11 protein-coding genes and 1 tRNA gene are annotated in these 14,425 nt (G+C 44.6%); 6 read left to right on the forward strand and 6 right to left on the reverse strand.

The features are described 5' to 3' along the window. Positions 1-5: 5 nt before the first annotated feature. A tRNA-Asn gene (locus DK423_RS00585) sits at positions 6-81 on the reverse strand. A gap of 402 nt (positions 82-483) precedes the next feature. Here DK423_RS00585 and uvrB point away from each other — a divergent pair. Together uvrB and ompA are read left to right on the forward strand one after the other, a co-directional pair. Beyond that, entirely contained in the window at positions 484-2,526 is a 2,043-nt protein-coding gene (gene uvrB / locus DK423_RS00590) for an excinuclease ABC subunit UvrB (protein ID WP_061886939.1), read from the forward strand. A 226-nt stretch (positions 2,527-2,752) separates the two neighbouring features. Beyond that, the gene (ompA, locus tag DK423_RS00595; RefSeq protein WP_005556582.1) at positions 2,753-3,823 is read left to right on the forward strand and encodes a porin OmpA; all 1,071 of its coding nucleotides are present in this window, start codon (positions 2,753-2,755) and stop codon (positions 3,821-3,823) included. A 200-nt stretch (positions 3,824-4,023) separates the two neighbouring features. Here ompA and DK423_RS00600 read toward each other — a convergent pair whose 3' ends face one another. The 4 genes from DK423_RS00600 to manA form a co-directional block, all read right to left on the reverse strand. Continuing rightward, positions 4,024-5,406: a Do family serine endopeptidase gene (locus DK423_RS00600; protein ID WP_005556584.1), complete on the reverse strand. Its 1,383-nt coding sequence runs from the start codon at positions 5,404-5,406 to the stop codon at positions 4,024-4,026. Between the two features lie 197 nt (positions 5,407-5,603). Beyond that, a complete protein-coding gene (locus DK423_RS00605; RefSeq protein ID WP_061885791.1) occupies positions 5,604-6,014 on the reverse strand; it encodes a Z-ring associated ZapG family protein in 411 nt (136 codons plus the stop codon). 171 nt (positions 6,015-6,185) lie between these two features. After that, the gene (ycaO, locus tag DK423_RS00610) at positions 6,186-7,949 is read right to left on the reverse strand and encodes a 30S ribosomal protein S12 methylthiotransferase accessory factor YcaO (protein WP_005556591.1); all 1,764 of its coding nucleotides are present in this window, start codon (positions 7,947-7,949) and stop codon (positions 6,186-6,188) included. Between the two features lie 90 nt (positions 7,950-8,039). Then, positions 8,040-9,245 carry a mannose-6-phosphate isomerase, class I gene (gene manA, locus DK423_RS00615; protein WP_005556593.1) on the reverse strand — a complete coding sequence of 402 codons (1,206 nt, stop codon included), beginning with the start codon at positions 9,243-9,245 and terminating at the stop codon, positions 8,040-8,042. A gap of 175 nt (positions 9,246-9,420) precedes the next feature. Between manA and DK423_RS00620 the strand changes: the two genes are divergently transcribed. Both DK423_RS00620 and DK423_RS00625 read left to right on the forward strand, forming a co-directional pair. Next, on the forward strand, positions 9,421-9,759 hold the full coding sequence (locus DK423_RS00620) for a YegP family protein (RefSeq protein ID WP_005556596.1): 339 nt from the start codon (positions 9,421-9,423) through the stop codon (positions 9,757-9,759). 191 nt (positions 9,760-9,950) lie between these two features. Further along, positions 9,951-11,444: a PTS transporter subunit EIIC gene (locus tag DK423_RS00625; protein ID WP_109043840.1), complete on the forward strand. Its 1,494-nt coding sequence runs from the start codon at positions 9,951-9,953 to the stop codon at positions 11,442-11,444. A gap of 60 nt (positions 11,445-11,504) precedes the next feature. Here the strand turns inward: DK423_RS00625 and DK423_RS00630 are convergent, their stop codons facing one another. Next, positions 11,505-12,203, reverse strand: coding sequence for a methyltransferase domain-containing protein (locus tag DK423_RS00630; RefSeq protein ID WP_005556600.1), 699 nt, complete (start codon positions 12,201-12,203; stop codon positions 11,505-11,507). Positions 12,204-12,223: 20 nt separating this feature from the next. Here DK423_RS00630 and gloB point away from each other — a divergent pair, with 20 nt between their 5' ends. Both gloB and hemA read left to right on the forward strand, forming a co-directional pair. Then, the gene (gloB, locus tag DK423_RS00635) at positions 12,224-12,925 is read left to right on the forward strand and encodes a hydroxyacylglutathione hydrolase (RefSeq protein ID WP_061885788.1); all 702 of its coding nucleotides are present in this window, start codon (positions 12,224-12,226) and stop codon (positions 12,923-12,925) included. Positions 12,926-13,115: 190 nt separating this feature from the next. Then, positions 13,116-14,420, forward strand: coding sequence for a glutamyl-tRNA reductase (gene hemA, locus DK423_RS00640; RefSeq protein WP_005556604.1), 1,305 nt, complete (start codon positions 13,116-13,118; stop codon positions 14,418-14,420). Positions 14,421-14,425: the final 5 nt, after the last annotated feature.

Raw genomic sequence — 14,425 nt, forward strand, 5'->3', positions numbered from 1 at the left:
AAAATTGGCTCCTCCTGCTGGACTTGAACCAGCGACATATGGATTAACAGTCCACCGTTCTACCGACTGAACTAAGGAGGAATAATCTGGTGCCAAAAAAGACAGGCCGCGTATACTACTGATCTGATTCCTGCTTGTCAACACCTTAAATTGAAAATTTTTTGAATATTTTTGAGTGGAATTTTCTATCCACAAAGTCTGTGGATAAGTTTGTGGGTTATTATTTTACGAATGGGCTAATACCCGATGAAATAAGGCTTCAACAAAATCCTAAGAGAAACTGATTGTAAAATAACATTTATTTAATTTTCAAATAGTTAATAAAAATCTAGCGAATTTTTTGAAATTTTTTTCTAAATTTGTGAAGTAACCTGCTTGACAAATATAACTCTGTGTAAAACTTGATTTTTTAACGCTCAATTTAGTGCCTTAACGTGTTAAAATAGCCGCCATTAAAAACAATGCTAAAATCGGTCGCACTTTATGTCAGAAAAAATTAATATTAAACCTTTTATTCTTCATTCCCATTTCAACCCCTCCGGCGACCAGCCCCAAGCCATCGCAAAATTAGCCGAAAATTTAGAAGATGGCTTAGCACATCAAACCTTGCTTGGGGTAACCGGTTCAGGAAAAACCTTTACCATTGCCAATGTGATTGCGCAATTAAACCGCCCGGCGATGGTGTTGGCACCGAACAAAACCCTTGCCGCCCAGCTTTATGCCGAAATGAAGGATTTTTTCCCGGAAAATGCGGTGGAATATTTCGTTTCTTATTATGATTATTATCAGCCCGAAGCCTATGTGCCGAGCAGCGATACCTTCATTGAGAAAGACGCGTCGATTAATGATCAAATTGAACAAATGCGACTTTCCGCCACAAAATCTTTCTTAGAGCGGCGCGATACTATTGTGGTGGCGTCTGTGTCTGCCATTTATGGTTTGGGGGATCCCGATTCCTATTTGAAAATGATGCTGCATTTGCAACAGGGGGCGATTATTAATCAGCGCCAAATCTTGGCAAAATTGGCAGAGCTGCAATATACCCGTAACGATCAGGCGTTTCAGCGCGGAACGTTCCGTGTGCGGGGAGAGATTATTGATATTTTTCCGGCAGAATCGGACGATCGGGCGGTACGCATCGAATTATTTGATGATGAAATTGAACGCCTGAGCTTATTTGATCCGCTCACCGGCAGCAGCTTCGGCGCGGTGCCGCGCTTTACCGTTTATCCGAAAACACACTATGTCACACCGCGCGAGCGTATTTTGGATGCTATCGAAAAAATCAAACTGGAATTGGCAAAACGGCGGGAGTATTTCATTAAAGAAAATAAATTATTGGAAAAACAACGTATCAGCCAGCGCACGCAATTTGATATTGAGATGATGAATGAACTTGGTTATTGCTCGGGTATTGAAAACTATTCCCGCTATTTATCGGGCAGAAATGAGGGCGAACCGCCACCGACCCTATTTGATTATATGCCGTCCGACGCCATTCTGATTATTGACGAATCCCACGTCACCGTGCCACAAATCGGCGGAATGTATCGTGGTGACCGCTCCCGTAAAGAAACCCTAGTGGAATACGGCTTCCGCCTGCCTTCCGCGTTGGATAACCGTCCGTTACGTTTTGAAGAATTTGAACGTTTGGCACCGCAAACCATTTACGTTTCCGCCACCCCGGGACCTTATGAACTGGAAAAATCCGGTGGGGAAATTATCGATCAAGTGGTGCGTCCGACGGGTTTGCTTGATCCGCAAATTGAAATTCGCCCGGTATCCATTCAGGTGGATGATTTACTGTCCGAAGCACGCCAAAGAGCGGATAAAAATGAACGCGTTTTAGTGACTACATTAACGAAGAAAATGGCGGAAGATCTTACCGATTATTTAGATGAGCATGGTATTCGCGTACGTTATTTGCATTCTGATATTGATACCGTCGAACGGGTGGAAATTATTCGTGATTTACGCTTGGGGGAATTCGATGTTTTAGTTGGCATTAACTTATTACGGGAAGGTTTAGATATTCCGGAAGTGTCTTTAGTGGCAATTTTAGATGCGGATAAAGAAGGTTTTTTACGCTCCGAACGTTCATTAATTCAAACCATCGGACGCGCCGCACGGAATTTACACGGAAAAGCCATTTTGTATGCGGATAATATAACTAAATCGATGGAGAAAGCTATTACCGAAACCAATCGTCGGCGTGAAAAACAGGCGAAATATAATGAAGCACAGGGCATTGTGCCGCAAGCATTAAATAAAAAAGTCGGCGAGTTGTTGGACATCGGTCAGGGCGCCAATCAAAAAGCCAAAGCCAATAAACAACGCGGAAAAATGGTGGCGGAACCGACCGCACTTTATACAACACCGAAATCACCGAAAGAATACCAACAACAAATTAAAAAGCTGGAACAGCAAATGTATAAATTTGCACAGGATTTAGAATTTGAGAAAGCTGCTGCAGCGCGCGATCAGTTACAACAATTACGGGAAAGTTTTATGCTATCAAGTGAGTAAAATTTCATATAAAAAGCAATAAAGGAAAGTTGGTTATATTGATCTGAAAAATAAGTGGAATTTGATTTTTTATTTTTTTATAGGATAATACTAAAGCTTTAGCATTTTATTTTAAATAAAGGACTGAATTTACCCAAATAAATCGGTTCAATTTGCCTTTAGTTAAATTAAAAGCTTAAGTTAGCATATTTTTAGTTAATCAAATTAATAATATAGGAGAGCAAAAATGAAAAAAACTGTAATCGCATTAGCTACTACTGCGGCTTTAGCCGCGTCAGTAGCGGCCGTTGTGCAGGCAGCGCCGCAAGCCAATACCTTTTATACGGGAGCAAAAGCCGGCTGGGCATCTGTCCGTCACGGTTTAAATCAATATCAGTATGAACAGGACGGCACAGTAGTGGGTAAAGCCAAGAAAAATTCGGAAGCCTATGGCGTCTTTGCCGGCTACCAAATTACCGATAATTTCGCTGTTGAAGCAGGGTATGAATTTTTCGGTCGCGGTAAAGTAAAAGAAGCTACCGGAGAAAAACGAATTACCGCGCATGGTTCCAGCTTGTCTCTTAAAGCAAGCTATCCTGTATTGCATAATTTAGATCTTTATGCACGTGCAGGTGCAGCATTAATCCGTGTTGATTACAAAGATAACACTTTCGGAGAAACTCATAAATTCCACGATTTAAAAGTTTCTCCGGTATTTGCCGGGGGGCTTGAATATGCCATTCTTCCTGAATTAGCATTACGTTTGGAGTACCAATGGGTGAGCCGAGTAGGCAATTTCGGCAAAGCAGAAAGAAAAGCCAATTATTATGGAAATAATGAATCTGATGTCCGCTATTCTCCGGATATTGGTTCAGTAGCTCTAGGTTTATCTTACCGCTTTGGTCAGGGAGCGGCGCCTGTTATTGCTCCTGAAGTAGTTAATAAAGTATTCAATTTGAATTCGGATGTGACTTTTGCGTTCAACAAAGCGAATTTAAAACCGCAGGCGCAAAACACTTTGGATGGCATTTCCCACGAAATTGCACAAGTAAACAACGCTAACGTTAAAGTTGCAGGTTATACAGACCGTATCGGCTCTGACGCTTACAACCAAAAATTATCTCAAAGACGTGCTGAAACTGTGGCAAACTACCTTGTATCTAAAGGTGTTTCTCAACAGGCAATTTCTGCTGCCGGTTACGGTAAAGCAAACCCGGTTACCGGTAATAAATGTGACACGGTTAAAGGTCGTAAAGCGCTGATTGCGTGCTTGGCTGATGACCGTCGTGTAGAAATTGCAGTAAACGGCACGAAATAATTTCTTTTTAATTGAAGAATAAATAAGTAATAAATCTGCATGCTGTGAAGTATGCAGATTTTTTTATCTCTTTTTTCAGAAAATCGGCCATGAAAAACACCTGATTTTTTGACCGCACTTTACAGCAAGTAAAACAATATGACGTGCTTATAAAAAGTAAAAGGGCGAAAAATTCGCCCTTGTATTTATTTTATTGCAGATTATTGCACCAATAAATAGAAGTTACTATCGCCGCGAATAATGTTTAAGGCAACGGCAGACGGTTTTTTATCTAACTCTTTGCGCAGCTGTCCGAGATTTTCTACTTTTTGGCGATTGATTCCGATAATCACATCACCGGTTTTTAAACCACGTTGTTCTGCCAAAGAGCCGGTTTTTATTTTGCCCACAGATACGCCTTTCAGGCCTTTTTCGTCGTAATTATTTAATTCCGCGCCGTCTAGTGCAGGGAGCAAATTGCCGGCACTGGTTTGGATTTTGTCATCGGATTGTAAGACTACTTTTGTGGTGTTGGACTTGCTATCACGTAAATACGTTAATTCAATTTCTTTGCCTGCACCGGAGGTGGCAATTTTAGCGCGCATTTCGGCGAAACTGGAAATAGATTGTCCGTTTATGGCTGTAATCACATCGCCTGCTTTCAAGCCGGCTTTATCTGCGGCAGAACCCGGAATGACTTCACTTACGAAAGCGCCTTTTTTTGCTTCAATATCGAAAGCCTGTGCTAAATCAGCGTTTAATTCGCCGCCTTTAATACCTAACATGCCACGACGCACCTCACCGAATTCAAGAATTTGTTGAATCAGGTTATTCGCCATGTTGCTCGGAATCGCGAAGGCGATACCCGCATTACCGCCGCTCGGGGAAATAATGGCAGTATTAATGCCGATTAATTCGCCGTTCAAATTGATTAATGGGCCACCTGAGTTCCCGCGATTGACTGCCGCATCAGTTTGGATATAGTTTTCGTACATTCCACTGTCGGACCCTGTGGAGCGCCCTAACGCCGAAACAATCCCGGAGGTCACGGTTTGACCTAAACCGAATGGGTTACCAATTGCCACGGTAAAATCGCCCACGCGTAATTTGTCGGAATCGGCGATTTTAAGTGCGGTCAGATTTTTCGGTTTTTCTATTTGAATTAATGCCACATCGGACAGTTCGTCTGCGCCGATGACTTTGGCTTTAAATTCACGACCATCTTGTAACTGAACAATGATTTTATCCGCATCTTTAATCACATGGTTATTGGTTAAAACGTAACCTTTTTCTGCATTGATAATTGCACCGGAACCGATGCCTCTAAAGTTACGCGGTGCACGATCGCGGTCAAACATATCAGGACCAAAGAAAAATTTGAACTCTTCGGGAATATCGTCAAATTGTTGTGCAGAGCGGCCTTTTTGCTTGCCTTCTACTGAAATGGAAACAACGGAAGGTAACACTTTTTCCAACATTGGTGCCAGACTTGGCATTTGTTGTCCTTCAACAATGGCGGGAATTTCTGCTTGGCTTAACATAGGTGTACTTAACAGGCTCAATCCGAGCGCGATACTTGTTAATACAAAATTGTGTTTTTTCATTAAATGTGTTCTCCAATAAACATTAACATACTCGAAATTTCCATGCGATTTCGGTAACTGCTATGACAAAAAAAATTCTTGAATGTTCGGTGGGTTGTATGGCTTTTCAGATAAAAAATAAAAAAGTGCGGGCACTCCGGAAATCAAATTTTATGACCGCACTTATATTAGTTATTAGTTTTTAGCTTAATAAATAACTATTTTTCCGCTTTGAATAAGCCGGACGATCCTTCCGAATAATCTTTTGGTTGATCGTCGGTATTTTGTGGGTTAATCGGATTGCCTTTGTCGTCTAATAAATTATGTTGGAACAGCGATTTATCATTCAGTTCAGGCAATAATCGGGTAGAGGATTGCGCGAGGTGTTGGTACAGTTTTTGATAATTCTGCGCGAGGGATTTCAGCAAATCGGCGCTTTCCGCAAAATGTTTTTCCAATTGCTGTTTTTGGCTTTCCAGTTGCTCTTTTGCCACGCGTAATTCCGCTTCGGTTTTCACTTGTTTTTTGGCGGATTCTTTGGTGATGCGTAATAAGAAATAGCCGATAATGAAACCGACCACTAAACCGATTAACGCCGCTTGCCACATTTCTGCTGTCCAGGTTTGCATAAATAAACTCCTCTAATTTATGGGAAACAGTCGACCGGATCATAGCTTGAACGTGTTGATATTTCCATGTGTTAGATCACAGAACGAAGATTTACTTAAAAATATTCATGGAAAATAAAAGGGCGAATCAATTTCTTCGCCCTTAAAAATACTTAAAAAAACCACCGCACTTTATTGCCAATTTTCCCGTTTGGCTTTTTGCAATTTGGCGTATGCCGCCAGCAGTTTTTGATGTTCGCCAAACGTGGCGAGGGTTTTGTCGCCGGCAGGCAGGTTGTAGAACGGATTGCCGCCCTGAATGGCATTCCAGGCAAATTCAACGGCGTCGTTGCCGTACATTTTTTCGAACACCATGCGGTATTGTTGCGGATCGCGATTGCCATCCATAAACAATTCAAGGCTGCTGATTAAGCAACGGTAATAATTGGCGCGTTCGGCGGTGAAGACGGAGCCATTCATGTTGTATGTCCAGTTCGCCCAATCCAGCGCCATTTCCAGGTCGCCCAAGGCGAGGTAAAGCATGGATTTTAATTCGCCGATGCGCAATGTCGTCCAGCCACTGCCTTTTGGCGCTACGATGCCGATAAATTCGCGTACGCGGGTGGCGTCGTCAATGCCTTGCTCATCCAGCTCTTCCAACAGTTCCTGGTAGGTTTCTTTTTCATGGTGGAAATGCGGTAAATCCAACAGAATTTCGCGCCAGTCCATGCCCATGTTGCTGTTGGCGTAAATTAAATCGTCCGCAGGATAAATATCGGACATACCCGGCACGATAATACGGCAGGCATAAACCCCTAAGTGGTTGTAGTCCATAATGTAAACTTCTTTGTTTTCCACCCGGAAAATCGTCATCAGGTTGTCGTATTCTTCGTGGGTGTCTTTGCCGGAGAAATTCCAGTCGGCGAAGTCGTAATCCGGCGTATTTTTGAATAAATCCCAAGAAATTAAACCGCTGGAGTCGATAAAGTGGGTCTCCAGATTGGCATGTTCGGCGACATCATCATTATTGAAGGACGGCGGGGCGAATACATCCAAATCTTTTAAGCTGCGACCTTGCAACAATTCGGTAACGGTGCGTTCCAATGCCACTTGGAATTTCGGGTGAGCGCCGAAAGAGGCGAAGCAGGTGCCGTTGGTCGGGTTGAGTAAAATCACACAAATCACCGGATATTTTCCGCCGAGAGAGGCATCATACGCCAGAATCGGGAAGCCTTCCTGTTCCAGCTTTTCAATGGATGCCTGAATGGACGGATAACGCGCCATCACGTCTTGCGGAATAAGCGGCAGGCTGATGGCTTCGGCGATGATTTTGTTTTTTACATAGCGTTCAAACACTTCCGATAAACCTTGCACGCGCGCTTCAAATCGGCTGTTGCCGGCGGACATGCCGTTAGAAACGTACAGGTTGGAAATGATATTTTGCGGAATATACACCGCCTGTTGATCCGATTGGCGTACATAAGGCACGGCGACAATGCCGCGTTCATAATTGCCCGATTGCAAATCTACCAAAAGTTCAGGCGTAAGTTCTTGATTCGGATCGAAATGTTCAAATAAATGATCGTCTAAAATGCCGCGTGGTAACAGGGCTTCATCTTCAATGGGGAACCATTTTTCACTCGGATAATGCACAAAATCGCCGTTGGCAATGTCTTGCCCTAAATAGAAATCCGTCCAGAAATAATTGGTGGAAAGTCGCTCGAAATATTCGCCCAATGCCGATGCCAACGCGGCTTTTTTGCTGGCGCCTTTGCCGTTGGAAAAACATTGCGGGCAGTCTTTGTCGCGAATATGCACCGACCATACGTTCGGCACCGGATTTAACCATGAGGCTTCTTCAATATGAAAGCCAAGTGCGGTCAGTTTTTGCTGAAATTTTTCAATACTTTCCTCAAGGGCGGCATCTTTGCCGGGAATAAAGGTTTGTTGTGTCATAGTCGTTCCTATATTGTGTTTGACATCATAAATGTGTGTAAAAACACGTTTCTTCCTCCGTTAACGGAGGCGTGAAGAAAAGTGAAAAAACTAAGTGGGTAAGCCCGCCAATACAGCATAGCCTGCCTGAACGCCCTGTACGTGGTATTCCGTCTCCGCTTCAATAAACGCCGCCTGTCCTTGCTTCAAGGTGAGTTTTTGCTGTGCGCCTGCCAAGGTCATTTCACCTGCCATCACAAACAGAATCGAACCGTTTAAAGTGCGGTCGGAAAATTTGGTGTTTTTCGCGTAGCGCAAATTGCTCAATGCAAAATCTTCACCGGGTGTTGAATAGGTGTAATAAACGGCGTCTTTCGGTGCCGGTGCGATCACCTGCGGAATTACTTCACGGCAGTCAATGACGTTCAATAATTGCGCAATATCAATGTGTTTCGGTGTTAAACCGCCACGAATCACATTGTCGGAGCACGCCATTAATTCAATATTTTGACCGCGTAAATAGGCGTGCGGAATCCCTGCCGCCTGAAAAATGCCTTCGCCGACGTGTAAATTGACGATATTGAACAAGTAGAAACACATCAAGCCCGCGTCCAGTTTCTCTCTGGAAATATCCATCGCCTGTAAGCTGTAAAGCACCCAATAATCCGGATTTTGCATTGCCAATTGATGTTGTTCGAAGGCGCTTTGTTGCGCGTCAATGATCGGTAATAACCAGCGTGCCAACTGATCCTGTTCCGCCAGCATAATGTCGGCATAAAACGCCGATAAATCCTGTGATTCCAGTTTCGTTGCCAAATCCGCCAATGACGGGCGTTGGCGCAGGGTATCGAGAATTTTATCTTTGGTTTTGAAACCGTGCAGGAGCCAGAAATCGGATAAGGCGATCATCATTTCCGGCTTGTGGTTATCGTCCTTATACGTACGTTTCGGATCGTTCAACGCAACACCGGCGGCATTTTCCTGTGCAAAGCCGATTTCCGCTTGCTTTTTGGTCGGATGCAACTGAATGGAAAGGGGATTGGCAACATCCAGAATTTTGAGTAAATAGGGCAGATTTTCACCAAATAAACCACGGCTTTGCGTACCAAGTGCGGTCGGATTTTGCCGTAAAAAATCACTCAACGGTATTTCACCTTGCGCGGTAACGAGCTGTGACGGCGCGGAAGCGTGTGCGCCGAGCCAGTATTCGGCATAATGTACCTGCGTTTTATTGATATGCAATAAATTCGGAATGTAATTTTCTCCGCCCCACACATAATGTTGAAGGCTACCGTTAAGCGGATAAATACCTGCCATGATGTTCTCCGATGTTTTGTTGGAATGGGCACGCATTCTAGCATATTTTGCCGAGGGCGGTTGTGCCGACGGTTTTTTATAGGAACTTTTAATTGAGGGAAAGAGTCAAAAATATGCCTTTTCGGCAATGAACAAAATAACCGTTAAATAACGATTAAGCCTGGGAGAAATTAAAATGGCACAAGGATATTACGAATTAAAATTGGCAAAAGATGGACAATTTATGTTCAATTTAATGGCAACTAACGGACAAATTATTTTAACCAGCGAGCTTTACAAATCGAAAGCCTCCGCGCAAAACGGCATTGCTTCCGTACAAAAAAACGGAGTGGATGCGAAAAACTTTGAATTTCGTACCACAAAAAATGATCAGCCTTATTTCGTATTAAAAGCGGCAAATCATCAGGAAATCGGTCGCAGCCAATATTATTCTTCGCAAGCTGCCGCACAAAAAGGCGTGGATTCCGTAATGAATAACGCTTCCAGCGAAGACATTCGGGATCTTACCGTATAACATGCAATAATAAATAGATTGGGATTGTCGGCACTTCGGTGCCGATTTTTTTGCTTAAAATGCGATCTCAGTCATGTTTTTTTATCAAGTGTTGAAGTAGTATTTCAAAAAATTGTTGGCATTTATAAATGTAACTCCATAAAAATATTTCAAGATAAATCATAAATTGCGTCGTAAAGAGGAGAGAATTTATGTTTAAACAACTTCAACAGGTCGGAAAGGCATTTATGTTGCCTATCGCCATTTTGCCCGCCGCCGGTTTGCTGTTAGGGATTGGCGGTGCGTTGTCCAATAAAGCCACCGTGCAGGCGTATCCGTTGCTGGATAATCCCGCATTGCAGGGCGTTTTTCAGATGATGTCCGCCACCGGATCCGTGGTTTTCGGCAATTTGGCGCTTTTATTGTGTATCGGTTTAGGCATCGGTTTGGCGAAACGGGATAAAGGTGTGGCAGCATTGGCGGCGGTGGTCGGTTATTTGATCGTGACCGGTACCATTTCAGCGTTAATTCCGCTGTTTTCGCCGGAAACCAAAAGCATTGATACGGGCGTCATCGGCGCGTTAGTGATGGGTTTGATTACGGTAAAACTACATAACAAATATCACAACATTCAGTTGCCGCAAATTTTAGGCTTCTTCGGTGGTTCGCGCTTTGTGCCGATTGTGACGGCATTCGCGGCGATTTTTGTGGGTGCGATTTTCTTCTTAATTTGGCCGACGTTCCAAAACTGGTTATTGTCTGCGGGTGAACATATCGCTTCCATGGGCGCAATCGGTACTTTCTTCTACGGTTTCTTAATGCGTTTATGCGGCGCGGTAGGGTTACATCACATGATTTACCCGCTGTTCTGGTACACCGAATTAGGCGGAACGGAAATCGTCAACGGCGAAACCATTACCGGCGCGCAAAAGATTTTCTTCGCCCAATTGGCGGATCCGAACCATCAAGGGTTATTTACCGAAGGCACACGTTTCTTTGCCGGACGTTTCGACACCATGATGTTCGGCTTGCCGGCGGCTTGTTTGGCAATGTATCACTGCGTGCCGAAAGCGCGACGTAACGCTATCGGCGGTTTATTTTTAGGCGCGGCGCTCACCTCTTTTATTACCGGTATTACCGAGCCTATTGAATTCATGTTCTTGTTCGTCGCCCCGTGGTTATATGTGTTCCACGCCTTTTTAGACGGCGTTTCTTTCTACATCGCCGACATTCTGAACATTTCCATCGGTAACACTTTCTCCGGCGGTTTTATCGACTTCTTGTTATTCGGTATTTTACAAGGCAACGACAACACTAACTGGCTTAAAGTCATTTGGGTGGGCATCGGCTGGGCGGCGTTATATTATTTCAGCTTCCGCTTTCTGATTACCAAATTTAACGTTATGACCCCGGGACGTGCGGAAGAGCAGGACGAGGCGGTTGAACAACAAACTTCCTCGTTAACGGAAAATGCCCATGAGATCATTAACGCCCTTGGCGAAAGTGAAAATATTGAAAACGTGGACGCGTGCATTACCCGTCTGCGCGTGGCGGTGAAAGACGTTAAATTGGTGGATAAACCGCGTTTGAAAGCTTTGGGCGCCATTGATGTGCTGGACGTGGGCGGCTGCGTGCAAGCCATTTATGGTGCGAAAGCTGTGCTGTATAAGAGTGAAATCAATCAGATTTTAGGTAAAGAAGATTAGCCGGCGCATCTTATTAATGCAAACGGTCAGAACGGGTTTTCTGACCGTTTTTTTTCATTTCTACGGATTTTCTCCCGCTTCCTTCAAGGCTTCCGCCGGTTGTAAAAACGCCGGGATTTTTGACCGCACTTTTTGCGGATTAAGGATTAAAGGGTAAGTGCGTTTTTGCGCTACCATCACGGTAAGCGGCGAAAACCAGCCGGCTTGTCGCTCATGCAGCGCCAAATTTTGTTGTTCCAGAATCTCGAAATTCAATAACTCCAACCAATCCGCAACACGCCAGGCGCAGTAATGACGCAGGGGAAATTCTCCCAATTTGGTTTTAAACAGGAAGGCACTCAACGGGTTAAACAAACTGAGAAACAAATAACCGTCGTCTGTCAGCACCCGATGGACTTCACGCAGAATCTGGTGCGGATCCTGTGCAAAATTAAGGGTGTTGGTTAAAATGCAGGCATCGATTTGTTGTTCGATAAAAGGCAATTCGGTTAGTTTGCTTTGCACGACGGAGTGGTAGTCGCCCAAAAGTGCGGTCAGATTCGGAGGTGTTTTTTCATTGAGGCTGATTTGATGACGCAGCGGCAAGTCGCAGGTAATTTCCGCGCTGAGTCCGCCGATTTTCAGAATTTGGTAGCCACAAATTTTTGTAAACCAAGGCGCAAAATAGTCGCTTAATGCGCTACAATACGTACTTCCGTTGGGAAGCTGCTGCCAGCCGCTCGGCATGGTGAGCGATTTTTCATATTTAGCACGCCACATCGTTGTAACTCCGAGGTTCTATGTTAATTCCGATTCCTACCTTAAATGACAACTATATTTGGCTTTATGCCCGAGACAATTTACCGCCGTTAATCGTTGATTTGCCGCAATGCGAGGCGTTATTTCGGCTATTGGATACCCGTCAATTAACGCCGGAAGCGCTGTTGCTGACGCATTTGCATGATGACCACGTCGGCGGCGTCGGCGAGTTTAAAGCGCGCTATCCGAACGTGCCCGTTTACGGTCCCGCCGAATGTGTCGACAAAGGCGCAACGCATATCGTTAATGAAGGCGACATTAACACCGAACATTATCGAATTCAAGTGTTGCCCGCCGCAGGACACACGGCGCAACATGTGGCTTATTTAACGGATGGGCATTTATTCTGCGGCGATGCGTTATTTTCCGCAGGTTGCGGACGGGTATTTACCGGCGATTACGCTGCCATGTTCGCCGCCATGCAACGTTTCGCCCGATTACCCGATGAAACCATCGTCTGCCCGGGGCATGAATATACGTTGAGCAACCTGAAATTCGTGGAAAGCGTTTGGGCGAACAAAAGTGCGGTGGAAAATCAGCGCGTTTTGGTGGAACGGCAACGCGCCGCCAATCAGCCAAGTTTGCCGAGCACCATCGGTTTGGAAAAACAAATTAATCCGTTTTTAACGGCAACGAGTCTGGCGCAATTTACGCAATTACGTCAGGCAAAAGATCATTTTTAGAAATTTGACAATCCGCAATAAAATCGCAGATTGATAGCCTGTTTTTATTGCTTCAATTTGCTCAAAAGCAGGCAATTCAGCTAGAATATGCCCCGTTTTTAGTTTGTATTTTTTAACTTCTGTGGGATGAATTTTAGCCGCTTTGACGTTTCTTAACTATAAAGTGCGGTGACTTTTTCATGTATTTTTTATGACGATTTTAGTTCTGGGTATCAATCACAAAACCGCTTCCGTGGAGTTACGGGAAAAAGTGGCGTTTTCCGATGAAAAGCGCGCTTTTGCCTTGCGTCACATTCAACAAACGCAGTTAGCGGAAAGTGCGGTGATTTTATCCACCTGTAATCGCACGGAAGTTTATCTGCACAATAAAAGCGTTCCGCCGCAAGAGACGCAAACCTGGATCACACTGGTGGTGCAGTGGTTTGCCGACATTCATCAACTAGCGTTGGCGGAGCTTCAGCGTTGTGTTTATACCTACGAAAATCTCCAGGCGGCTAATCACTTAATGGAAGTAGCGTGCGGTTTGGATTCGCTAATTTTAGGTGAACCGCAAATTTTGGGGCAGGTGAAGCAAGCCTACCACACGAGCGAACAGCATTACCAACTGGAACGACAAGCCATTTCCGGCGAATTATCCCGTTTATTCCAAAAAACCTTTGCCACCGCCAAGCGGGTGCGCACCGAAACCAATATCGGCGAAAGTGCGGTGTCCGTTGCCTATGCCGCCTGTAGCCTGGCGCGTCAGATTTTTGAATCCTTACGGGAGTTGACGATTTTATTAGTGGGCGCAGGTGAAACCATTGAGTTGGTGAGCCGCCATTTGTTACGACACGGCGTGAAAAACTTATTTATCGCCAACCGCACGTTGGCGCGTGCCGAGGCGTTGGTGGAAAAACTGGATTCGGCGGCGAATATTCAAGTCTTTTCTCTGGAACAGTTACAGCAGGGCTTAAATCAGGCGGATATTGTGATCAGCTCCACAGGCAGCCCGCACATTCTAATTAGCCGCGACATGGTTCAGCAGGCGCAAACGGCGCGTGATTATCGTCCGATGCTGTTGGTGGATATTGCCGTGCCCCGTGATATTGATGAAAGTGCGGTGGATTTAGACAGCGTTTATCATTACACGGTGGATGATTTGCAAAACATCATTCAGCATAATTTAAATCAGCGTGAACAGGCGTCCGAGCAGGCAAAAGCCATTATTCGGGCGGAATGCGCCGATTTCTTTGAATGGTTGAAAGTACATCAATTTTCCAATTTGATTCGACGTTATCGCGAAAATGCCGAACAAGCCCGGCAGGATTTATTGGAAAAAGCGTTGAGTTCATTACAACAAGGGGAAAATGCCGAACAGGTGTTGCAGGAATTGAGTTATAAATTAATGAATAAATTGATTCATTCGCCGACCCGGGCTATGCAAACTATGGTAAAAAGCGGCAATGCCGGCGGCTTGCAGACCTTTTCAAAAGCCTTGGGAATGGAAGAAGAATAGCTATT

This window comes from Aggregatibacter actinomycetemcomitans (assembly GCF_003130205.1).
GTDB classification, from domain to species: Bacteria; Pseudomonadota; Gammaproteobacteria; order Enterobacterales; family Pasteurellaceae; genus Aggregatibacter; species Aggregatibacter actinomycetemcomitans_A.

Bases quoted from the DNA above. Each gene is read 5' to 3' on its own strand.
- uvrB (WP_061886939.1), top strand. From the start codon at position 484: ATGTCAGAAAAAATTAATATTAAACCTTTTATTCTTCATTCCCATTTC.
- ompA (WP_005556582.1), top strand. From the start codon at position 2,753: ATGAAAAAAACTGTAATCGCATTAGCTACTACTGCGGCTTTAGCCGCG.
- DK423_RS00600 (WP_005556584.1), bottom strand. From the start codon at position 5,406: ATGAAAAAACACAATTTTGTATTAACAAGTATCGCGCTCGGATTGAGC.
- DK423_RS00605 (WP_061885791.1), bottom strand. From the start codon at position 6,014: ATGCAAACCTGGACAGCAGAAATGTGGCAAGCGGCGTTAATCGGTTTA.
- ycaO (WP_005556591.1), bottom strand. From the start codon at position 7,949: ATGACACAACAAACCTTTATTCCCGGCAAAGATGCCGCCCTTGAGGAA.
- manA (WP_005556593.1), bottom strand. From the start codon at position 9,245: ATGGCAGGTATTTATCCGCTTAACGGTAGCCTTCAACATTATGTGTGG.
- DK423_RS00620 (WP_005556596.1), top strand. From the start codon at position 9,421: ATGGCACAAGGATATTACGAATTAAAATTGGCAAAAGATGGACAATTT.
- DK423_RS00625 (WP_109043840.1), top strand. From the start codon at position 9,951: ATGTTTAAACAACTTCAACAGGTCGGAAAGGCATTTATGTTGCCTATC.
- DK423_RS00630 (WP_005556600.1), bottom strand. From the start codon at position 12,203: ATGTGGCGTGCTAAATATGAAAAATCGCTCACCATGCCGAGCGGCTGG.
- gloB (WP_061885788.1), top strand. From the start codon at position 12,224: ATGTTAATTCCGATTCCTACCTTAAATGACAACTATATTTGGCTTTAT.
- hemA (WP_005556604.1), top strand. From the start codon at position 13,116: ATGACGATTTTAGTTCTGGGTATCAATCACAAAACCGCTTCCGTGGAG.